This is a genomic window from Octadecabacter arcticus 238 (assembly GCF_000155735.2).
Taxonomy (GTDB): domain Bacteria; phylum Pseudomonadota; class Alphaproteobacteria; order Rhodobacterales; family Rhodobacteraceae; genus Octadecabacter; species Octadecabacter arcticus.
The window spans coordinates 3,128,785-3,151,258 of record NC_020908.1; the positions used below are offsets into that span (position 1 = coordinate 3,128,785).

Sequence of the window (22,474 nt, forward strand, 5' to 3'; positions counted from 1 at the left end):
TGCAAATGAGTGTCGGCACTTTGAGCTTGAACCAGCCTTCCGCGTTGCAGCCATCAATACAGAACATCGTCTGTTTGAGTGTCGGCTTCCAACTTCGCGGGATGAATGGTTCGTACTTGCAGCGAAGGTCTGCTTCTCTAATTGGGTATTTAGGTCAAGCTCTTTTTCCTTGTTTATTTCGGGTCTTTGTCACTCATCCGGGTCACGCTTCTCTTCGCAGTCTAGTTTGATGTTCGAATGGCATCGCTGCAAGCATATGTCGGATCGGCAGTGGAGAGCCCCGCTTTCCGGCGCGCTTCAAGGTGCGCAGCAGACATTTTCGGCTTCTTCCACGAACCTCGTCCGGTGAGGGACGACCCCGTTAGGATTGTGGGTTGGCGTTTTAGTTCATGCCATGCCCCCCACCTGGTCCTGACGGAATTCTGAGCCATCGATCCACATGCGGTGCATTAGGATGGCCAACTTACGTGCGACAGCGACGACGGCGCGACGACGTCCTTTTGTGCGCATCAATCGCATGCCCCAAGATTTAATCTGGGAGCTTGCCATCGTTCGCATAAGCAGCGCATTCGCAGCTGCATATAGAACGGCCCGCACGTCTCGATCCCCAGCCTTGGATATCCGCCCCGGATTGTCATGCTCTCCTGACTGATACCTTCGCGGTGTAAGCCCAAAGTGTGCGCCAACGGTACGGGATCTTTTGAAACGGGTTGGGTCATCAACCGCCGATTTAAAGCTCAACGCTGCGATTGGGCCGACGCCAGGAATAGTCATCAATCTCATGCAGACATTATCTTGGCTGGCTGCCCTCTTAACGCGCCGATCTAGTTCCAAATAATGTTGATACAAAACGACCCTCGCATCGAGCAATGGCACGAGAGCGTGTGCCAGAACATCATCGATCTCGATCATGGGCCGTACAACGCCATCGAAGCTGCCATGCTTCACAGTTTGGGGCAGTCTGATGCCAAAGATTTTCAATAATCCGCGAACTTCGTTGGCCAGATCCATCGTCTTCTTGAGCAAGGCTTTGCGTGTACTTAGCAACGCACGGAGGCCATGCGCTTCACGGCTCTTCATATGCACCGGACTGAACCAGCCAGTGCGCAGTATCTGCGCGATGCCACGTGCATCTGTTTTGTCGGTCTTGTTCCTCATTGCTGACAGAGCGGCATTCACTTGTCGTGCCTCCATGCAGACAACATCAAAACCTTCATCGGTCAGGCCAAAGAAAAGGTGCTGGCTCATCGCACCCGCTTCAAAACCAACACGTTCAATCGGATGTGAAAATTCCACAAGGCATTCAGCGATATCACTGACCTCGCAAGGCACTTCTCGCTCGAACAGCACCGTTCCCTTGCCATCCACAATGCAAAGAGCACAGGATCACAACGACACATCTAATCCGACATAGTATTCCATCATCTATCTCCCTTGTTCACAGCTATTCTGTAATCTTAGTGGGAGCTTGGCCTAAAAGCGAAAGGCTGCCCAATTACGCATGCTCTCCGCCCTTGATGTTGAATGCTACAACGCAATAAAGCAGTGCTCGTCAGGGTCTTTCAATCACGGCGCCAGCCATGTACCCGCCCACTCGTTTTCGAAAATAAATTCAGCGCGCCGATGGTGTGCCCCAAGATGCAAGAGGTCTATCCCCAACAAATTGCACCTCAAAACGGCAAAGCGTTCCCTGTCGCTTGGTTTTTCGTAAGCGTATGCATCTGAAATGGCGGTGCCCGGCGTCGGTCGTGTGCCATAAGAAACCCGCGAACCTTCGGGTACGCGATCCCATTTTTGTTCGGCGTCGCTCCCTGTCTGGATTTCCACGGCTGCAGTCATCCGAATTTGCAAATCTGCGCGCGGTACCCAAACGTGAAATGCGGCTTTGGGATTGTGTTGCAGCGCGACAACTTTGGACGTTGAAATATCCGTGTGGACCTCAAGAACAGATTGAGAGCGGGAAGCACCGCGCAGCGCCACAGTCCTCGCCTCGGGTGTTCCATCCGGTGCGACGGTTGCAAACGTGGGGTAACGCGCCGGTGAACGGCTGTCGGCCACACCGCGTGTCAGCTGGCGCCATGCTTCATCAAGCAAGGCCTGCAGGTCGTTAGGATCATTCATTAGCTGCCATTTCGTATTATCCTTATTTAAATGCAGGGACTGAAAGTGGAGATTAGTAATGCTGCAACTTTCAGTGTCTTTTAGCTCATTACCGCCGAAGCACCACTCATCTGCAAGTGCAGCGATTGGTTTCTTTAAGCTCCTTGCATTGTACGAGTTCGCATCCGTCTGAAGCGCAACATGGCCCGCTCTCTTCGTCTAAATGGCTGGTGTGAATTCTCCGCCCTGTTATTAAGCCAGCGCCCAGTTTCTTGCCGATTAGCGTTGCCGATTAAGTCCGACTGGGGTGAGGGGCACATCGACCATCAGATAATTTGTGCAACAAACTCGTCCCGCGTCGCAATTTCCCCGCCCTGCCCGCCTCAACCGACTTTGCTCTGACAGTAGGGTGCCAACAGGCCTGCGCAATGTCGCAATCTTGCTTCTGATCTGGGAAATCGCAGGTCGCATGGACCTGGTCGCCAGTAGTGCGCTGCCATGGTTTTCAGAAATCTTAATCCGGCTATGGGAAGATCGCGCAGATTATCCACGCCATATCTGGGCTACGCTCTATGCTTCCGGTGTCGGTTTTCTGATTGGCGATGCGATTGCTCTGATATCGGGGGTGGCTTTCACGATGTCGCCGACATTGTTGCGCCTCTTTCGCGGCGTTAATATCGCCGTTTTTGCGCTACCGCCGATCACTATTGCCCCAATCCTTGTGCTGACCTTATCTGGCATGGCACCCCGTATCGTCCTTGCAGCTTTGGCGGTCTACTTCGTAACCATGACAGCCACGGTCATCGGGATAAGCCAGTCAGACAGTAGGGCAAGTGACCTCGTGAAGGCCTATGGTGGTGGCCGGTGGCTTATTCTTTGGCTGGTTCAACTGCGCAGCGCCTTGCCCACCATCTCCAGCAGGCGACGGGAAGCCGCATCAGCCCACACGCCGGAGCCGGTGTTGCCCTGCATCAGCAGATGGTCCACCGCTTGGCTGTCATGCAGGGCTGCGTCGCTGACATGATAGCGCCGCACCAGCTTATGCTTTCGATCCACATTCACATGGTTTTTGTAGCCGTAGTGGCTCTTGCCATGCTTTTTTGTCCAGCGCGCGTCCACATCCTTTTGCATCCGCTTCGCAGGCTTGTCAGCCCAATCCTCGGGCACTTCGCCCTTCTTAATAGCAGCATTTTCGCCGCGCGTGTTGTGGTTGCGCGGGACCGGCACGATGGAAGCATCCAGGATCTGCCCGCCGCGGGCGATGTAGCCCTGTCGATTGAGATGGCCGTCAAACAGCTGGAATAGCTCCTCCACCTTACCTGCTTGCGCCAGCGCGTCTCGATAAAGCCAAACCGTCTTGGCATCCGGAACACGATCCCCCAGGCCAAGCCCCAGAAATTGCATGAAGGAAAGTCTGTCGCGGATCTGATACTCAATCTGGTCATCGGACAGGTTGTAAAGCGCGCTCAAGACCAGCGCCTTGAACATCAGCACTGCGTCTATCGGCTTGCGCCCGGCGCGGGACTTGCGGTCCGCATCCGGCTTGCGCCAGATCCGTTCAAGAGCCGGACGAAACTCCTCCCACGGCACCACGGCATCGATCTCAAGCAGCGGGTCTTTCTTAGCGTCCAGGCTCGCGTAACGGTCCGAAAGATCGAAAAAACCCATCTGCGCCATCACCACATTCCCCTGCCAGTTTACGGCTCAATCATATCGCAGAACCAACGTCAGGGCAATTTTTAGAGGTGCCCTTATGTCGCTCGCAGTTTGATGTGAGGAGTCAATGACCAACGACGGGTAACAAGGCCTATTCAACTGCCAGCCTTTGGGTCAGTTGTGAGTGACATTCAACATTCTAACACCGGATTCAGCTTATGAACGCGTAGATCAAGACCCAGAGCGACAGCACGAAACAGCAAACAATTGTGAAGGTGCCGTTCCAAATCAATCCAACGTGTCGTGCGCTGACGCCCGCGAACGATCCGATTAGTAAGGTTGTCGCCGTAAATGGGGAACTAGCACCGCTCATCGCCCAACCAGCTGTAAGCGCCACAACCAAAGCGGTGGGATCTACGCCAAGACTTGCAGCACTCGGGATCAACGGTGCGATTAACGTCACTATCAAAATAGGGTTCATACCGAGTTGCCCCGCAAATGGAATAATCCATACGAACGACACCAAAATCAGCCACGTAGGCAACGACGAAAGGTCAAACCCCGCATTTATTACAATAGGTGCCAATAATTGCGACCCGACCGTCCCTATATATCCTGCCATCATAAGCAAAATCAGCTCACCACGGTAAGTTGGCAACTCTACCAAAATATAAGTGCTGATCCGTCGGGTAACGCTAATAAAGGGTGCCTGTGACCAGTGTTGAATGAACAGCCAAGCAACAGCAATTGCAGGGACAAGCACCGCAACCAAGCCTACGATGCGAACGTCTGTGCCTGCATTCAGAACTATGACTCCAATAATTAAAGTAGCCAAGAGTACAATCAAAGGTAGCATTACTGTCCATGTTCCAGGCGGATCAATGCGTATCGGCATCACGCTAAGGCGGGGCTTGAAAATGCTGTCCATAGCCCAGCCGATGCCCGCGATTATGCTCGAAGTTAAAAGACCCGGCACTAGAACCTGTGTCCAGCTTGTATCAGGAATAACAGTGGTTGAAATCGCGATTGCAAATGACAGCGGTGACCATGGCAAAGTTGATATAAACGCACGTTGGATCGCCAACAACATACGCCGGATACGGTGTTCACGAATTTCCGCGTTCGGTTCGGCCTTCGCGTTGGACATCGCCAAGGCGCCCAGAAGTTGGATCGATCCATAATTTAAAAGCAATGCGAATGCTTGCCCGCCAATCGTTAATGCACCGTACCGCTTTCCCGGACGCTGCCCGGCAAGAAATGCGCCCGCGCGTTCAATCGCAGGTGATGTCGCAGCAACTGTGCGCAACGTCGAAAGTGCTGCAAAGAACGCTCCTATAAAAGCTGCTGCTGCTGAACCCTGCAAAATAATCTCGCGCCAGTTTGGGTTGGTCACAACGAGTGCGATGCTTAGCAATGCAGCCACGGCGACAAAAACCTTGCGCGACAAGCGAACTTGCACAGTTAAAATTATAACCAAAACAAGCATCATTGCTGGGGTCAAAAAACTAGCCCATAGGGCAATACCCCATTCCGCACAGATCACCAATATCGTGACCAACATTAGTAAAAGCCCTATTGCTTTGTCAGCGGCGGCTTGCATGGTGTCGACCTTTTAATTCTTGTCATCAGCCGTATGAGACTACTTCGATTTTGCCCTATAAGTCACTGACTTTCAATTCATTATTGGTCTAAGATAGGATTTTGTTGCGCAAATTGGTAGAAGGATGTTCTTCCCGCCTTACCGGACAGATTTAGCCTATGGCCATTTTTGATGGGTATAATTGGAGCAGCGTTACAGCTCAGAGCGCCTACTCGAATTAAAGATACGAAAATGAGATCCAAGTTTATATTTTAGGTTCTTCAGAGCCAGCTTTTTATTGAATTCTATATGGGACGTTTTGTGCAACGAAGCCCTCTGCATCATCATTAATTGATCTTAGTCGCCTTAAACGTTTCGAGGGCTTTCATACGGTCCCACCACATATGAACTCTTTGTTCAGTAAGTAAGATCTCTGCGTCAGGTGTGGTCGACACGTAGAAAGCTAGCGGTCCCAGGAAGTAATCTGCAAGGCTGGGTGCATCACCTGCCAACCAATCAGCCTCACCTTTATTGTCCATTAATAGGTTTAGGAACGTCTTTGCATGCGAAATTCTTTCATTATGCGCCGCGTCAGTTGTAACTCCGATCAAGTCAGGAAATAGATGAAATCCTGCAGACCCCATCATCGCGTCATAGCCATAACCATTCACTAAATTTACTGCTTCAGACATCTTGGCTCGATCTTTAGGGGTGGTGGGCACCAGTGATGGGGTGGGGCGGGTGTCGTCCAAATAGCGGCAGATTGTATCAGTTTCGCGCAAGCGGATACCGTCAATATCTAGCACCGGCACCTTGCCGAAAGGATGGCGCGCAAGATGGGCGGGCTTGCGCGGTTCGCCTTTGAGCACATTGACTACTACCTGATTAAAGGCGATGTCCTTATGCATCAGAACCATTTTTACTGTCCGCACGAAAGTTGATCCGTCAAAGCCATAAAGAGTGGTTTCGTCGATCATTGGGCTTCTCCTCAGTTAACATACTTTAAGTATTGCGAGTTTGTACTTCGTCAAGCCATAGGCCAGCATTTTCAGAGATAAGAGACAATGCAACGGCTGCTGGTATAACTCGTGACAGATCTAAGGGGTTGGGGTGCACCTGCGTCGCAGGTCGCGCGGGCTGGTTCCGAAAAAATCGAGCGTTGAGGCTGCCTGATTAGTTCGCGGCTGACCTCATGGCCAGAGGTACCTTTGAGTCCGTCCCTCGTTATCAGTTATCCACCGCCTCACGTACGATTTTTTTGCATCGACGGCCTTCCACCCTTTTTGATGATTGGCCATGCCAAGTTGTAGGGCATGATGTCATCGTGGTGTACTCTCCAATGCGCATCTATTCCGCCCCAACCCTTGCCCGTGAATACTTTGCCACACTCGGGGCATATCTTATGAGTTGAAACTTGGTCAGCATTTTGCAGCGCAAAGGGACCTGGCTGTCGACGTGCAGCTGCGGCTACGGAGCTTTTGAACAAGTTCGTACTTAATTGGTTGATTGTGCGAAGACCGTCATCACCCCAAAGACTATCCACTGGAACACTTCTGCGCAGAGCTGACTTCACTAAGATAGGTCTGGTATCGCCGCTAACAGGCGTGACTATGTAGCCAGAGATGCTGTCACCGATTAACATCGAATCCTCTCTTGGGCGGAACCTCCAAGTCCAAGCGATCATCAGACATATCAACGCATCGAGTTTGTCTTGGTCTGATTTTGTTGGACTTTGTAATTTACCCAACTCATTTGCAGCAGTCATAATAGGCTGGACTCCCCATTGCTGTGCCAAACTCGCAATACCATCTGTAACAAGCCCCCAATCGGCATGGACGAATGTTTTGCGTTGTCCAGGGTTGTACTTTGCTGCTCGTCTTCGATGCCAAATGGTTGGGATAATCGACGCTAAGGCTAGGGCAGGGAATACTTCAATCAAGAAAAGGCCATGTGAGGCTTCTCTCGCAGCAGTGGGATTCTCACGTGCACCAACACGATCTAAGAACTGCCAAACGGGGGCACCCTGTCCAAACATAGACTCCCTGCTGCGGTTTGCTGGCTGAACTCCTCCTCCAATTGCATTTACGACACTCCCCACAACGCGTTCGACCGGCCTCATACCTTCAAAGCTGGGGACTAGAGTTGGTTGATCCAATGCAATAAGCGTGAAATCTGAAGCTGATGCCGCTCGTTGGACCATCTCGGTAGCTTCTTCAAATCGAACCAAACGGGGAGGCATAAAATCCACCAGCTTCCCTTGATTGTGCGTAATCATACTAATTGCACCAGGGTTTTTGTCCGTCCATGCGGAGTCAAACCCGATAAGGGTTTCAATTGTCATGCAAGATCCTAAATATCTTCGCAATTAAATTCCGGGTTAATTGAGTCCACAACCGCGTCAAAACACCCCCATACTCAGCCCTGCACCCATCGCCGCGCCAAGGTCACGACATCGGATTAGCTGTTCTTCGGGGATCGACTTCTCGGCCAATATTTCCTCAGTTTTTTGGGCAAAGGTGCAAATGATCAATGGTGGCTGCACTTGCTTGAGCCGCCAACCCTGAGCAATGCGAGCGGTTTGACGCGCTGCATTATGCCCATCCGAACCCGCACATATCATCTGTGCGTACGGGTGCCCCTCAATATGCCCAAGGACCGGATAATAGCTCCGATCATAGAAATCCTTCATCATGCCTGCAATCGCGGCAAGGTTCTCTGGCGCACAAAAGATGTAACCGTCTGCAAGCAAGAGATCGTCAGGACCGGCCTCTTCCGCAGTCTTTAAAATAGTCACTACTTCTTTGCATGCCGCTGAATAAGCCGCTTCGGCCATCTGCCTACTGCCACCTGTCTTAGAGTGATAAACGATCAAAAGCTGCACCATCACATGATGTTCTAGAGCATCGACCAGTTTTCGCCAACTGACTGCAATAAAAAAATTTTAGCATAATAAAGTACTCGCGGTGGGGTGGAATTTGCCAGGTTGAGTTCGGATTCAGTGATGGCAAGTAAGTTCAATATTTTGAAACCCGATAATTGCATAGGCTTCTGACGTTTTGGTTTTTTTGGAATTGCCAATGACCTTCATCGCCGCACCATAGAAACGTAGCTTGTCGGTGACGAAAACATAAGTGCGGCCATGGCCGTTTCATGTATTTTCTGAGTAATCTCAATGCTGCCTCGCGATTACGGCGCTTTGTGACGAAACTTTGCAGGACGTCCCCTTCGTGATCCACAGCCCGCCAAAGATAGTGCGTCCCGCCATTGATCTTCACGAACACCTCATCAAAATGCCACTGGCAGTGTGTCCTCGACCGCATCCGATCAACCCTTTTCCTGCGGATCTCAGCGGCAAGTATTGGACCAAATCTGTTCCACCAAAACCGAACGGTTTCGTAGCTGATGTCGATGCCGCTTTCGTGCAACAGAACCTCCACGCTCCGAAGCGACAACGGGAAACTGACATAAATCATCACGGCCAGACGGATGATCTCGGGGCTCGTCTTTAAGTAGCGAAAGGGGGAACGTTTTGTCATCCGCAGAAGCTAAGTGGCGCCCTGCCCGCCTCAACCGACTTTGCTCTAACAGTGCCTGCTCAGTCGCTACGTCACGGAACTTTGGCAAGGACCTTGCAGCGTGCCAAGTGGATGACAACATGGCTGTGCACAAAGATTGGTGAGCACTTCTAATCACTTTATTTATGGGGCTGTCAGATTTGTCAAAATGACGCAGGCGTCGTTCACTGTGCATGGGCGTGTGACAGGCTACTTTGAAGTTATGGTACGAAACAAATTGTTTGTTACGGCACATTCGTGCATCGCCACAAAACTTAAGGAATGAACCATGGACATCGTTGATACCGCAGTTTCCGCTGGAAACTTCACTACACTTGTGGCCGCTGTAAAAGCTGCTGATCTTGTCGAAACGCTTAAGGGCGCAGGGCCATTTACCGTCTTCGCACCAACAGACGCAGCGTTTGAGGCACTGCCCGCAGGAACTATTGATGATTTACTCAAGCCAGAAAACAAGGCAAAACTTGCGTCGATCCTGACTTATCATGTGGTTGCCGGTAAGGTGATGTCGACAGATTTATCAGATGGCATGACGCCAGACACAGTGAACGGTGAGACCATTACGATTAAAACCGAAGGTGGCGTCACGATCAACGGCACGACAGTTTCGACCGCTGATATCGAGGCTGACAATGGTGTCATCCACGTAGTGGATGCCGTTCTGATGCCAAAAGGCTAAGTACGACAGGGGCTGTCTTGCAAAGGGTGGCCCCTTCTTGGGACTCGTCTTGAAGTAGCGAAAAAGGCTATGTTTTGTCATCCCGCGACGCTAATTTCTCACCCTGCCCACCTCAAACGATTTTTTTCTGACAGTGCCTCTGAAAACGAGGAACTTACGAGAATGCAAGCTAATGGCGGGTGAAAATTATAGCAGTCATGTCGCAATTTCACCAAGACTAATCTAGCTGCTCAGATCGAGCCTTGAGCAGGACCCATAGGTTATCTCACATGCGTGAAACCAGTGCATGCAGAATAGCAGCTGGTCGTTCGAACAGGAGCAGGGAAGACATGAGCACAACAGTCTTGGCCTCTGTACTTGTTCTCGTTACGGGCATTTTTTGGGGTATCTATTGGCTCCCGGTGCGCGCCATTGCCGAACTCGGGCTGGATGGAGCTTGGGGAACCGGGGCGATTACTCTGGCCGGGGCGATTTTCTTATTTCCGTTCATGCTTGCAAACAAGAAGTCTATTCGAGATGCAAATTTCGCTGGAATTGCATCAATCGCACTTGGGGGTGCGGCATTTGCCTTTTACTCTATTGGTTTTCTTTACGGCAAGGTCGCACTTGTCGTCTTACTTTGGTTCTTTAGCCCTGTCTGGAGCGTGTTGATCGCGAAGTATCTGTTGCGCTGGTACGTTCCAAAACTGCGACTAATCGCGATCTTTGTAGGCCTCGCTGGACTTTTCATCATGCTAGGTAGTGATGGTAAAATTCCAATTCCCGTCAATCTTGGGGAATGGTTGGCCTTTTTTGGCGGCTTTATATGGGCGATAGCCATGGCAGGCATGCGCCTAAAGTCCAGAGTCCCACCGGGACCCGCGGCGTTCGTGTTTGCCATTGGCGCAACCATAACCTCTTTCATTCTTGCGCCCTTCCTTGAGCCTGCTCCCACAATCGCAGTTTCTGACCTTACCATCTTGACGGTTAATGTCCTCCTCACAGGTGGCATTTGGTGGGGTGCCTCAATTGCCACGCTGATGTGGGCTGCCGTTCGCCTAGACCCTGCCAGGGTAGGAATTCTCTTGATGACCGAGGTGATTTTTGGTGCTTTGACTGCTGCACTTTTCGCTGGTGAAAACTTGTCATTTAGCGAAATGATCGGCGGATTCTTGGTTATCCTGTGTGGCCTTCTCGAAGTCTGGCCAACAAAAATGGAAATCAGGCGTTCGCATGTCTGAATAATTCTTCCATTTTGTCGAAGTCCAAATCGCAGATTTGAAAGCGAGCCTGCAGATTAAAGTGTATGAGGCCATGTGTTGGTGCTGTCAGACAAATAAGAACCAGTCTCAGTTCTCCATCAACCTCAATCCGTTAGGATACGCCAAGACCGCGCCACTCGGTCAGAGCAGCGGCGCGGTTCAGCTTGAAGTTTGACCGGCTGTAGAGATGGCGCTCCGCGTTGAAATGGTTATGGACTGAAGCGTGGACAGCGACGAATTTCTGTAAAGTTCGCATCCGTCTAAAGCGCAGCATCGCCCGCTCCCGCCTTCGAAATGGCTGGTGTGAATTCTCGGCTCAATTATTAAGCCGGCGGCCGGCTTCCTGTTTGTCGACATTGCCTATCACCTTCATCGCCGCGCCGTAGGAACGGAGCTTGTCGGTGACGAAGACATGTGCGCGACCATTGCGTTTCATGGTTTTCCTTAGGAACTTAAAGGCTGCCTTGCGATCACCGCGCTTTGTGACGAAGCTTTCCAGGACTTACCCTTCGTGATCCACAGCCCGCCAAAGGTAGCGCGTCTCGCCGTTGATCTTCACGAACACCTCATCCAAGTGCCACTGCCAACTTGAATATGCGCGCATCTGGCTGACCCTTTTCTTGCGGATCTCAGCAGCAAACAACGGGCCAAAAATATATTTCACTAAAACCGAACCGTCTCATGGCTGATGTCGATGCTGCGTTCCTGCAAAAGATCCTCCACGTTCCGAAGCGAAAGCGGGAAACGAACGTACATCATGACGGCTAAGCAGATGATCTCGGGGCTCGTCTTGAAGTAACGAAAGAGGGAAAGTTTAGTCATCCACAGAAGCTAAGTGCCCGCCCTGCCCGCTCCAGCAAGTTTTCTTCTGACAGTGTCATTCAAACTGCTGGACCTTACCACCAGCTTGCACCAAGTCATTACACGTAAGGAGCCACATAGATGTTCAGGGTGTCAGCAACGACTGCCGGTCCGCTATTTGCGAGCGTGGCGATGGTCATGTTCTCTTTGAACGACGTGGCCATGAAGGTCCTCAGCAGGGTTCTGTCGCAAATTTTGTTGAAGTTTGAGTTCGGGGATCGGCTGGACACAATTACGCTGCGAGCGCCGCAAATTGCTGAAACGCGGTGAGGCCGTTGGCATGGAGCTGCCCCTTTCGGATCATGTGCGCGGTCTCGATCCCAGCCAATGTCGCCTTGGCAGAATGGAAGGCCTAGAAGCCAAGCATCGGGCCCGTGATCCGCTTTACGAAGCGATGGTCCTGTTCAATGATGTTGTTGAGGTATTTGACCTGCAGGATCTTGATGGTGTTGCCTGAGCCCTTGAACTTCAGGATCACATTGATGCTTTGCAGACCCGCCAGATTGGCGCCGCTTTTGTCGATGACGACACGGTCAGGCACGCCATTCGTGCCAATCGCGCGCTTGAAAAACCGACGGGCCGCAGCCTTGTCGCGACGCTCAGACAGCATGAAATCAAGCGTTTTTCCTGTGTTGTCGACCGCCCGGTAATAGTAGGTCCATTTGCCTTTAACCTTGATGTAGGTTTCGTCCATGCGCCAAGATTTGGCGGTAGGCTTCTTGCGGGACTGCGCTTGTGCCGACATCAGCGGCCCAAACTTAACCACCCAACGGTTCAAGGTTGCATGGTCAACTTCAGCCCCACGCTCCTCCATGATTTCTTCTAGGTCGCGATAGGAAACTCCATATCGCACATAGAAATAAACCGCGTACAGGATTACGCTTTTAGGATAATGGGCTACCTTGAAATCAACCGAAATCCGATACACCCTGTTGCTCGCTTGTTTGAGAACCATGTCGCAAAATCAGCCAACAAACGAAAGATCCCAAAAGTTTGCGACAGAACCTGTCAGCCTTGGTCAAAGTGGTGATCCAGCCAGCGCCTGTATATTGGCTGCCTTGGTCCGTTGATCAGATCAGGTCCGTGATTTTTCAAACGCGCTCCATGCACGCTCGAATGTCGCGAAATCGAAACCGAGCTGTCGCGCTGGCTCAAGGATTAGGTTCTCGGTCTCTTGCATCTTTTGGATTGAAGTGGCCAAGTTGCCCAAAACATCGGGCGGGATTACAACTGCACCGTGACGGTCGGCATGGATCAGATCACCTTGCCCCACAGTCATGCCAAAGATCGTCACTGGCGAGCCGATCTCTTTAACATGCACAAACCCGTGGCTGGGACCAATTGACCCTGCCACCACGGGAAAACCCTCTGCCATATCGCCCAAATCGCGCATCACACCATTGGTCAGCGCGCCTGACATGCCGAACCCTTTGTGGATGGTGGTATTCACCTCGCCCCAATAGGCGCCGATTGCGTGGGGATAGTCGATATCTTCGACCACGGCGACCGATGGTTTGGGCCCTTCCGACATAGCCTTGTAATATGCCATACGCCGCGCACAGATCACATCTGGTGCCTCTGTCGGTGGTGCGACAGCCGCAATTTTGGCAGTCACGGCGTAGCCCACCATCGCGCCGCCATTTGGATCAGAACACAACATCGTGCCACGGGTAAAGGCGTCAAACCCGCGCTTGCCTTGGGCCACCTCAATCGCGTTGCATACGGTCGGTGTATCGACGGAGCGTAGCAGCGCCAGCAATGTATCGTCCACAATCATATCCATCATTCCTCCATCCAACGGATCAGTGCCGCTGTTGTCTTTCTGGGCTGCTCGAGAGTCGGCAGGTGCCCCGCATCTTCGATAATCTCTAACGAAGCATCCGAGATTAGCTCCTGCATCAATTCATGCCGCGCCACAGGGCATAATGCATCATGCCGGCCGCATAGGATCAGCGTGCGCACTGTCACGCTGCGCAATGTGTCCGATTGATCAGGGCGGTCACGCAATGCCACGGACTGGCGTATAAATGCATCTGCCCCAAGAGCCAGTGCCATATCCATACATAAATCTAGGATCGCGGCGCGATGGGGACCATCAGTCAAGTAATTTGGCTTCATTTCGTCACGTATTACATGGGCAAGTTGTCCTGTCTGTGCCTTGGCGATTTGCGGGGCACGGCGGGCTTTAACAGCATCCAACTCAGCCAGCGGATTGGTGTCCATCAAGGCTAGCTTTACCACGCGGCTCGGAGATTGGCGCATGATCTCCATCGCGATGATACCGCCCATCGACAGTCCCGCCAGCGCAAACTCCGGTGGAGCATCTGCCAGTACATCTGCTGCTAGTCCCACGATCGAATCATGGCCCGAAATCTCGCTGACGGTAACCTGACCACGCTGAGACAAAGCCGCTATTTGGGGTCCAAACAACCGTGCGTCGCACATCATACCCGGCAATAAAACCAGAGGCAGCGTCATGACGCCAGTGCTGCGCCGTCCGACAATGCCTTGAGCTTGGCAAAGGCGATGTCGGGGTCGACTGCGCCGAATCCTGCAAAGGTGCCAAAGCCACAATCGCTGCCTGCAATCACGCGGTCATGGCCAACCAGCGGCGTAAAGCGGTCGATCCGCTGGGCCACCAGTTCGGGATGTTCGACAAAATTTGTAGTCGTATCCACAACACCCGGCACCAGAATCTTATCCTCGGGGATGTCGTTTTTGCGATCGCGGAAAACAGTCCATTCATGGCCATGACGCGGATTAGATGTCTCGAACAAAAGATAGCGCGCTTTGGCGGACATAAGCGTGTCGAACATCGTGGCCATGGGCACGTCACAGACGTGCGGGCCTTCGTAATTCCCCCAGCAAATGTGGATGCGCACCTTGTCTTGCGGAATGTCAGCCAGCGCATGATTGAGCGCCTCGACATGCATATTTGCAATTTTCACAAATTCCGCATCGCTCAGATCATTAAACAGCATGTGCCGCGACAGGGCCAGATCGGGGCAATCAAGCTGCAAGTCCAGACCCGAGGCTACGATAGTTTCATATTCCGTCTTCATCGCATCGGCCAAAGCAGCCAGATAAGCCTCCCGAGTTTTGTAGAAATCGTTTTGCAAAAACAGACTGATCACACCAGGGGAAGCCGCGTTCATGAATCCGCGCTCCGCGCCGTGTTCGGCCATCGCCGCCTTAAGGTTTGCGATGTCTTTTTCCAACTCGCCTTGGCCTTTTGATGTCACCTCTCCGACACACATGGGACGCGCATATTGCGGTGTGCCGCCCTCATCGGCCAGCCGTTTCAGGAAACCTGGAAATTGCTTCAGGTCCGCGGGCGCATTGCGCGGGCTGTCGCCGCCAAACCCTGTGTAGCGGTCTTTGACATATGTTGCATAGCTGATCTTGGAGGTTTCACCGTCTGACACGATCCCGACGCCCGCCGCGATCTGTTTGGCGACTGTGTCGGACACGGCCTTGGTCATGGCAGCGTCGAATGCATCTGCGTCATAAGGCGTTTCGTTCTCGCGGGCAAAGATGAAATCAACCACCTCTTGGACGCGGGGCAATGATCCAACGTGGGTTGTAAGAATTGTCATGGTCTATCCTTTCCAAGTGGTGCCGGCTCCGTCGGAAGTGGCGACGATATGGAACAACGAGGCCTCGCCCGTCATTGATGGCAGGACGCTATGCATCACGCCTTCCGGAACTGACATCGTGTCACCGGGGTTCAAGACGACGTTATGGGCCGTGCCTTCGGTTTCCCACGTCACGGTCCAATGGCCATGCATGGGCATCAGAACGCTGGGGATGTCGTGTTTGTGCATGTCCGCCGTGGCAGATCCGCGTGTGACCAGATGCACCTCAAACCCGGGTTTGTCGGGCAGCATCGCCTTTTCACCAATCACCAGCGCAGGTTTACGGTCACCCAAGGCGACCATATCCCAGTATCGCGCCACATGACGCGGTACGACATCACCGGTTGTGGGTTCGGGATAGGCTTTCAGTTCTGCCTCCGTCAACACAGGCATGGGCGTTATGCCATCGGGCAAGGCTTGTCCCTTTTTGATATCATAAAGCTTGCCGTTTGCGCCCAGAACAAGACCATGGTCGGCCGCATCCTGGATCACTTCAGGTGCCCAGATGACACCACCACCTGCATCATCGCCGCCCAGCACGGCCATGATCATGCCGTAGTCGGTGCCGATATTTTCAAACCCGCGAAAGATGCCTGTGGGGATATTGATGATGTCGCCTTCTTCCAACACAACCTCGCCTGCGGTGCCATAACGTCCCCAGAAAAACCGCCAGCGGCCCGAAAGAACAAAGAACACTTCCGCGGTGCGGTGCGAATGCAAGGAATTGCGGCATTTAGGCGGCTGGCCCGCAGCCCCGATGTTGAACCCATGCGGAATGCTGATATGCACATGCTGATCGGTGCTTTCCGACACGCCACCACCAATAATAGTAAAGTTTTCTTTTCGATCAGACCCCGGCGTATGCGCATCGATAAAGGCAGTTTTGCAAGGTATCAGCTCGCCATAGCGGACGATGCGGTCGTTCATTTCGTTTAGGGTCATAGTGCACCAGTGTGCAAGAGGATCTGTTTCCAGATCGCGGTTTCATCAAAGATCACGAATTCACGGCGTAGTTTTGCCTGCGTTCCGGAGATCGCGCCAAATTCCGCGTGTGAAACCCCCATGATATGGACCTCGGCACCGGTAGGTTTGCCGAAACCGCCCCAGCCGGAATGTTTACCTTGCAGGCTCCAGCGCACAGCGGCACGCGGTGGCAGTGTCGGATCATCGCGGCCAATCACATGATGCAGCGTGAATCCGGCATCGGGAAACGCCGCTCGCAACCCCATCCAGAACCGTTCTGCATCATCCCAGCCGTGGCCCGTGACACCACCCGGCAATTCCAACTGGCACGCACGATCATAGTTAGCGGAGATCGCGGCCATATCTGCCCCCATGATCTGGGTCAGCAGATCGGCATAACGCGCGCCCCATTCATTGTCATTGCCGCGTCCGTTGTAGGGGCCCGCGATATCGATAGCAGGGGTGAACGGCTTGACCGCCGCATCAGGTCCACCCTCGTTTGCGATCAGATCCCGGGCGTAATCCATAGGATCCCAACCCATCTGGCGCACAATCGCCCCTTGGTCACGGATCAACCATTCGTCGTTGATTTGATCATTGATTGCGTGACAATCAGCGATGATGCGGTAGCCCAGCTTTTTCCCTGTCGCCTTGCCATACACCCCGTCGCCCAGATGTGTGGCTGTCGAATAAATGCGGTGCGAAGACAGCATCCCCTCCTCGGGCGTCCCAGACCAGATCACATCCTCGCCCAAGAGCGTGCGGTCGGGGAATTCTGCCAGCGTTGCCATCGTGGCCCCAATGACATTTTCGTTGCCGACCACGACAGACGACGGCGAACGGACAACAAGATCGGGGGTGTAATAATGATGCAGGGTCGCGATCCCACGCTCTTCCCAGATCTCTTTTGTGATCCCCAAAATATAGTCGGGAAAATCTTCAAACCGGTTCGAAAAACCTTTCACTGCGTCCATCCTTTTGGAATGTGGGCCGATCCGCGCAGGATCAAGGGCCCTTCAATTTCGATTTTCTGCGAGGGGCGCGAGGCATCTCCGATTTGCCCTAACAACGTGTCTACTGTCGCCTCGATCATACGATTCAAGGGTTGCCGAAGGGTTGTCAAATCATAGGCGGCCCATGCGGCCAGTGGCACATCATCATAGCCGACAACCGACACGTCTTTGGGGATCGACAAGCCCAGTTCCGTGCGCAGCGTGTCCATCACGGCAAAGGCCATATGATCGTTGCCCACAAATATCGCGTCCGGCGCATCAGCGCGGGCCATCAAATCGCGGGTGGCTTGGGCGGCGATGGCTTGGTCAAAATGGCCGTCGATAATGGCGGTTGGGGACATGTCATAAGCCACCAGCCCTTCTATGAATCCACGTCTACGGTCGCGTCCTGTGGACGACCCGTTCCAGCCTGCGATGTGGGCGATCCGTTTGTGGCCACCAGCAACAAGAAACGTCGCTATCTGCGCACCACCCGCCACATTAGCCGAGGTAATAGAGGATATGCCGCCTCCATCTTGCCCACGATTGAACATCACGATGGGGATGCCAGCATCCGCACAGCGGCGGGTCAGATCGTTGGTCATTCCGACGCTGGCCGTGATGATCCCTGCGACCTGATAGTCCATTAAATCATGCACGACCTGCTCAACCGCCTCTTCGTCGTTCGGGGCCATAAAGATCAGCACGTGATAGCCTTGGGTTTTCAACGCATTGGACAAACGTTCCAGCGCGAGTGGGTAGAACTGATTGTCGAGATAGGCGACAACAAGACCGATAATCTTACTTTTGCCCGTAATCATTGCCCGTGCGAGGGGGTTAGGGCGATAGCCTAAATGCTCCGCCGCTTTGCGCACCTTGCTGACAGTCAACGCAGAGGCAGAGGCCCCCGAAAACACACGGCTGACCGCAGATTGACTGACGCCCGCGCGCTGCGCCACGTGCAATGATGTAACCTTGTTTTTGTGCATCAGTCTGCCGTCCAACCTCCATCGATCAACAGGCTGCTTCCCGTCATCAACGCCGATGCGTCGGATGCCAGAAATACAACTGGTCCCATCAAATCCTCAACCTCGCCAACGCGGCCCAGTTTGATCATCTTTTCGATCCATGCGCGGCGTTCTGGAATGGCGAGGGTTTGTGCGGCCAAAGGGGTACGGATGAAGGTTGGACAAAGTGTGTTCACACGAATGCCGTGCGCGCCCCATTCAATTGCCATCGATTTTGTCATGCCTTCGATCGCATGTTTTGTGGCGCAATACACTGCGCGATCTACGCCACCGACATGGCCCATTTGGGACGAGATATTAATCAAGCTGCCGGATTTACCCGCCGCAATTAGCCCTGCTGCAACATTGCGCGTCAAGAAATAGGCAGCTCGCACATTTACGTCCATCACGGTGTCATAATCTTCAGGCGTGGTTTGCATGGCGGGACTGTGACGGGCCAAACCTGCAGAGTTTACCAAAATATCAAACGGGCCTTGGTCGTCGAGCGCTGCCTTGGTAGCGTCAATATCGGTGATATCAAGCTGTAAGGCCTGCGCAGATAAACCAGCTGCTGTCATTTCGGTGGTCACGGCTTGTAACGCTTCTAGGCCGCGGGCCACCAACACCACATCCGCGCCTGCTTGCCCCAAGGCAACGGCGCCGGCCAATCCGATACCTGAACTCGCCCCTGTGACCAAGGCGCGTTTGTCATCGAGGCGAAACGACGGAGTTTGCGGTAAAGTCATTGGAACTGGCTTTCAGGTAATGTGATCGGTCCCAGATTGCGAGCCTTGTTGAATTCTCGCATACGGCCAAGCACATCCACACCCAGTTGTGCATAGATATCAATCAAATCAATCAACACCCAGTTTTCGCGGATCAGCCCGTCCTCTGTGCGCCAGAAATCAAGCGATCGCATCAGGATTTCGCGTCCTGCGGGGGCCAGCCCCATCCAATCTCCTTCGCTGACAGTCAAACGCATATTGGGCCAGCCGGTTTCACAAACATAGTCGCCTTGGGCAAACCAATGCGACATCAGATCACCCATGGCGTCCAGTTTGCGGTCAGGCATCGCCTTAAGGAACGGGATCTGGTGCCAATTGCGGAACCCTGCGATCCCGCGCCCGGTGCCGATGCCCGCAGGCCCGTACCAGTTGCTGCGCGGGTGCCAAAATTTTTCCAAATTCATCACTACAGGATTGGGATTTGCAGGGTATTTGCAAAGGTCAGTCAGCATTGCAATCACATGGGCCATTGTCGCAGTGCCATCCCCATCCGCGACCAAACCGTCTTGGGTCATGGGCGCAGGGGTCGCGAGGAACTTGCCAAGCTGGGGGGCAAGCGGCCATGCGTTCGCCTGCATCATCAGTTCTGGAATATCCCATATGATCTGTGCTTGGGTGACGCGCCCGTCCTCGATCTGGAAAAATTCGTGATAGCGCATATGCACCAGATGGCCTGTGGGCGGAATATCCAACCATTGGCGCAGCATCGTGCCCATATAGTTGCCCATACAGCCGACCCAAACCTCACCCTCGGGCGTGGTGTTGGTCAGCGTGATCATATCGCGCCGTTCTAGGTCGGGGATCGCATCCAATAGAGGGGCATAGATCCGGTCAAACACATCTACACCCGCGGTATCTCCAATCGGCGCACACATGTGGATGACAGCATCTGGTGCTATGACGTTCAACGCGGCACGCACGCTGCCTGCTGTTGCGGTTGCCAGCGCCTTTTGCAGTGGCATCAATGCGGCGTGAATGGTCATTCTGCAGATGCCCCATAGGCTATGTTTTTTCCGCCATAACGTCGCACGCGGACATTACATTGCTCAGCGTGGCCAACAAACCCTTCAAGCATACAAAGACGCGAACCGTATTCGCCGATAGTCGTCGCTGCCTCGTCGCTAGTGATGCGCTGGTAACTGTGAGTTTTCAGGAACTTGCCCACCCACAAGCCACCGGTATACCGCCCCGCTTTTTTGGTGGGCAACGTGTGGTTCGTACCAATTACCTTGTCGCCATTCGCGACATTGGTGCGAGGCCCGAGGAACAAGGCACCATAGCTGTGCATGTTGTCCAAGAACCAATCGTCGCGGTCGGTCATGATTTGCACGTGTTCGTAAGCCATATCATTGGCGACTTGCAGCATTTCATCGTGTGTATCGCAGAGTATCACCTCACCATAGTCCTGCCAGCTGACAGAAGCTGTCTCGCGGGTTGGCAGGATTTGCAGCAGGCGGTCAATCTCAGCCAGTGTGTCTTGGGCCAGTTTGCGGCTGGTCGTGATCAGACAGGCGGGAGAATTGTACCCATGCTCGGCTTGCCCAAGCAGATCAGTCGCGCAAAGTTCCGCATCGACGGTATCATCCGCGATCACCATCGTTTCTGTTGGTCCAGCAAAAAGGTCAATCCCCACACGGCCATAAAGCTGGCGCTTGGCCTCGGCCACGAACGCATTTCCCGGACCCACAAGCATATGCACGGGATCAATCGTCTCGGTCCCAATGGCCATCGCACCCACGGCTTGCATGCCGCCAAGCACGTAAATCTCGTGGGCGCCACCCAATTGCATGGCCGCGACAATCGCAGGATGGGGTGCGCCATTCATCGGCGGGGCAGAAGCAACGATGCGCGGCACGCCCGCCACCGTCGCGGTCAATACGGACATATGCGCAGAGGCCACCATGGGAAATTTTCCTCCCGGAACATAGCATCCAACCGATTGCACAGGGATGTTTTTATGCCCCAAAATCACACCGGGCAGGGTTTCGACTTCGATGTCCGTCATACTGGCGCGTTGGGCCTCTGCGAAGGTTCTGATCTGGGTCTGGGCGAACCTGATGTCCTCCATGTCCCTTGCGCTGACCTTTTGCATAGCAGCTTCAATCTCGGAGGGGGTCAGACGGAAATTGGCGGGCTCGTAGTTGTCAAACTTAGCCGATAGTTCACGGATCGCCGCATCGCCGCGCGTTTCAATGTCGCGCAGCGTCGTTTCAACGACCTTACGGACATTCGCGTCGTCCTCTGCACGCTCGGCTTCGGGTTTTCCTAATTTCAGATGGGTGATTGTCATGTCAGTCCACCTCGGAGATTAAGACGCTCGCCAGTTGTGCTGTGGAAAAGATGGCACATATCGCTGGGCACGGATGCGGCAAAATCGGCGCCGATCTCGGCGCGAAAATCCTTGTGTGCCTTGACCGATACCAATGCTCCACCAGATTTGACCGTGACCATCGTGGCATCGCCCAATAGCTCCAACGAATAGATGGGCGCCTGCACTTGCCCCGCCGTCTCAGCCCGTGCATCTTCGGCCCGAAAGCCAAGGGTTGCAGGGCCGTCAGGTCCAGTAAGTCCGCTGATTTCGACATTGGGTGCAGTGAACGTACCGCCTTGCAACGTTCCTTCAATGAGGTTCATCGCAGGGCTGCCGATGAAGCTCGCGACAAAGGCATTGGTGGGACGGTCATAGATTTCGGTGGGCGTGCCGACCTGCTGGACCACGCCTTTGTTCATCACGACAACTCGGTCGGCCAGGGTCATCGCCTCGATTTGATCATGGGTCACATAGATGGTTGTGACCTTCAATTCGTGGCTCAGATTTTTGATCTGTGCACGAGTCGAAACACGCAGCTTTGCATCCAGATTGGACAGTGGTTCGTCCATCAAAAACACATTGGGCTCGCGCACAATCGCGCGGGCCAAAGCGACACGCTGGCGCTGCCCGCCCGAAAGTTCGGCGGGGCGGCGGTTTAGGAATTCATCTAGTTCAACCATCGCGCTGGCGCGGCGCACACGGGCGTCATGTTCCTCTTTGGGAATGCGGCGCACCTTGAGTGGGAAGCGAATATTTTCATAAACATTCATGTTCGGGTAAAGTGCATAGCTTTGGAAAACCATCGCCACATCACGGTCCTTTGGGTCAAGGTCGTTGACGCGCTTGCCATCGATCAGAATGTCACCCCCCGATGCCTCCTCAAGCCCTGCGATCATACGCATGGTCGTCGTCTTGCCACAGCCAGACGGACCAAGCAGCACCAGAAACTCGCGGTCTGCGATGGTCAAATTAAAATCGGCAACACCGACAAATTCACCCCATTTTTTCGATATATTAAGGAGCTCAACTTCCGCCATAGCACAATTTCTTGCATACCTGTGCATTCATTCAGCGCAGCATTTGACGCGCCTTA

Annotated in this window: 19 protein-coding genes and 5 pseudogenes; 3 read left to right on the forward strand and 21 right to left on the reverse strand. The window is 53.4% G+C overall.

From position 1 onward, the window contains the following. Positions 1–387: 387 nt before the first annotated feature. From OA238_RS16165 to OA238_RS35120, 3 genes and pseudogenes are all read right to left on the reverse strand, one after another. A complete protein-coding gene (locus tag OA238_RS16165; RefSeq protein WP_476703816.1) occupies positions 388–1,371 on the reverse strand; it encodes an IS110 family RNA-guided transposase in 984 nt (327 codons plus the stop codon). A gap of 195 nt (positions 1,372–1,566) precedes the next feature. Beyond that, positions 1,567–2,121 (reverse strand): pyridoxamine 5'-phosphate oxidase family protein, encoded by a 555-nt coding sequence (locus OA238_RS16170; protein ID WP_015495998.1) that lies wholly within the window; start codon positions 2,119–2,121, stop codon positions 1,567–1,569. Between the two features lie 158 nt (positions 2,122–2,279). Then, positions 2,280–2,393: pseudogene (locus OA238_RS35120) on the reverse strand (IS6 family transposase); the annotation flags it as partial. Between the two features lie 344 nt (positions 2,394–2,737). Here OA238_RS35120 and OA238_RS35125 point away from each other — a divergent pair. Beyond that, the gene (locus OA238_RS35125) at positions 2,738–3,124 is read left to right on the forward strand and encodes an ABC transporter permease subunit (protein ID WP_420806499.1); all 387 of its coding nucleotides are present in this window, start codon (positions 2,738–2,740) and stop codon (positions 3,122–3,124) included. Here the strand turns inward: OA238_RS35125 and OA238_RS16175 are convergent. From OA238_RS16175 to OA238_RS30390, 6 genes and pseudogenes are all read right to left on the reverse strand, one after another. Continuing rightward, positions 3,025–3,777, reverse strand: a pseudogene (locus tag OA238_RS16175) (IS5 family transposase); the annotation flags it as partial. The gene OA238_RS35125 and the pseudogene OA238_RS16175 overlap by 100 nt on opposite strands. A gap of 190 nt (positions 3,778–3,967) precedes the next feature. Continuing rightward, a complete protein-coding gene (locus tag OA238_RS16180) occupies positions 3,968–5,356 on the reverse strand; it encodes a membrane protein (RefSeq protein ID WP_044036994.1) in 1,389 nt (462 codons plus the stop codon). 326 nt (positions 5,357–5,682) lie between these two features. Further along, entirely contained in the window at positions 5,683–6,312 is a 630-nt protein-coding gene (locus OA238_RS16185; RefSeq protein ID WP_015496000.1) for a glutathione S-transferase family protein, read from the reverse strand. 266 nt (positions 6,313–6,578) lie between these two features. Further along, positions 6,579–7,676, reverse strand: coding sequence for a DUF429 domain-containing protein (locus OA238_RS16190; protein ID WP_015496001.1), 1,098 nt, complete (start codon positions 7,674–7,676; stop codon positions 6,579–6,581). 57 nt (positions 7,677–7,733) lie between these two features. Then, positions 7,734–8,219, reverse strand: coding sequence for a flavodoxin family protein (locus OA238_RS16195; protein WP_187293060.1), 486 nt, complete (start codon positions 8,217–8,219; stop codon positions 7,734–7,736). A gap of 168 nt (positions 8,220–8,387) precedes the next feature. Beyond that, positions 8,388–8,871, reverse strand: a pseudogene (locus tag OA238_RS30390) (IS6 family transposase); the annotation flags it as partial. 307 nt (positions 8,872–9,178) lie between these two features. Between OA238_RS30390 and OA238_RS16205 the strand changes: the two are divergent. Beyond that, positions 9,179–9,586 carry a fasciclin domain-containing protein gene (locus tag OA238_RS16205; RefSeq protein ID WP_015496004.1) on the forward strand — a complete coding sequence of 136 codons (408 nt, stop codon included), beginning with the start codon at positions 9,179–9,181 and terminating at the stop codon, positions 9,584–9,586. Between the two features lie 329 nt (positions 9,587–9,915). After that, positions 9,916–10,806 (forward strand): DMT family transporter, encoded by an 891-nt coding sequence (locus OA238_RS16210; protein WP_044036998.1) that lies wholly within the window; start codon positions 9,916–9,918, stop codon positions 10,804–10,806. A 133-nt stretch (positions 10,807–10,939) separates the two neighbouring features. Here OA238_RS16210 and OA238_RS16215 read toward each other — a convergent pair. The 12 genes and pseudogenes from OA238_RS16215 to OA238_RS16275 form a co-directional block, all read right to left on the reverse strand. Continuing rightward, positions 10,940–11,649: pseudogene (locus OA238_RS16215) on the reverse strand (IS6 family transposase). A gap of 271 nt (positions 11,650–11,920) precedes the next feature. Continuing rightward, a pseudogene (locus OA238_RS16225) lies at positions 11,921–12,643 on the reverse strand (IS6 family transposase). Between the two features lie 120 nt (positions 12,644–12,763). Then, entirely contained in the window at positions 12,764–13,474 is a 711-nt protein-coding gene (locus tag OA238_RS16230) for an RraA family protein (protein ID WP_015497740.1), read from the reverse strand. Next, entirely contained in the window at positions 13,471–14,166 is a 696-nt protein-coding gene (locus OA238_RS16235; RefSeq protein WP_015496008.1) for an alpha/beta fold hydrolase, read from the reverse strand. The genes OA238_RS16230 and OA238_RS16235 overlap by 4 nt, the downstream gene beginning before the upstream one ends. Next, a complete protein-coding gene (locus tag OA238_RS16240; RefSeq protein ID WP_015496009.1) occupies positions 14,163–15,284 on the reverse strand; it encodes a cobalamin-independent methionine synthase II family protein in 1,122 nt (373 codons plus the stop codon). The genes OA238_RS16235 and OA238_RS16240 overlap by 4 nt, the downstream gene beginning before the upstream one ends. 3 nt (positions 15,285–15,287) lie before the next feature. Beyond that, the gene (locus OA238_RS16245) at positions 15,288–16,265 is read right to left on the reverse strand and encodes a cupin domain-containing protein (RefSeq protein WP_015496010.1); all 978 of its coding nucleotides are present in this window, start codon (positions 16,263–16,265) and stop codon (positions 15,288–15,290) included. Continuing rightward, positions 16,262–17,251: a nuclear transport factor 2 family protein gene (locus OA238_RS16250; protein ID WP_015496011.1), complete on the reverse strand. Its 990-nt coding sequence runs from the start codon at positions 17,249–17,251 to the stop codon at positions 16,262–16,264. Before OA238_RS16250 ends, OA238_RS16245 begins: the two co-directional genes overlap by 4 nt. Next, positions 17,248–18,267 (reverse strand): LacI family DNA-binding transcriptional regulator, encoded by a 1,020-nt coding sequence (locus OA238_RS16255; protein ID WP_015496012.1) that lies wholly within the window; start codon positions 18,265–18,267, stop codon positions 17,248–17,250. Before OA238_RS16255 ends, OA238_RS16250 begins: the two co-directional genes overlap by 4 nt. Continuing rightward, positions 18,267–19,031, reverse strand: a complete 765-nt coding sequence (locus OA238_RS16260) for an SDR family NAD(P)-dependent oxidoreductase (RefSeq protein WP_015496013.1) — start codon at positions 19,029–19,031, stop codon at positions 18,267–18,269. The genes OA238_RS16255 and OA238_RS16260 overlap by 1 nt, the downstream gene beginning before the upstream one ends. Beyond that, positions 19,028–20,053: an ester cyclase gene (locus OA238_RS16265; RefSeq protein WP_015496014.1), complete on the reverse strand. Its 1,026-nt coding sequence runs from the start codon at positions 20,051–20,053 to the stop codon at positions 19,028–19,030. Before OA238_RS16265 ends, OA238_RS16260 begins: the two co-directional genes overlap by 4 nt. Then, entirely contained in the window at positions 20,050–21,360 is a 1,311-nt protein-coding gene (gene hisD / locus OA238_RS16270; protein WP_015496015.1) for a histidinol dehydrogenase, read from the reverse strand. Before hisD ends, OA238_RS16265 begins: the two co-directional genes overlap by 4 nt. Beyond that, on the reverse strand, positions 21,357–22,418 hold the full coding sequence (locus OA238_RS16275) for an ABC transporter ATP-binding protein (protein WP_044037002.1): 1,062 nt from the start codon (positions 22,416–22,418) through the stop codon (positions 21,357–21,359). Before OA238_RS16275 ends, hisD begins: the two co-directional genes overlap by 4 nt. Positions 22,419–22,474 lie beyond the last annotated feature (56 nt).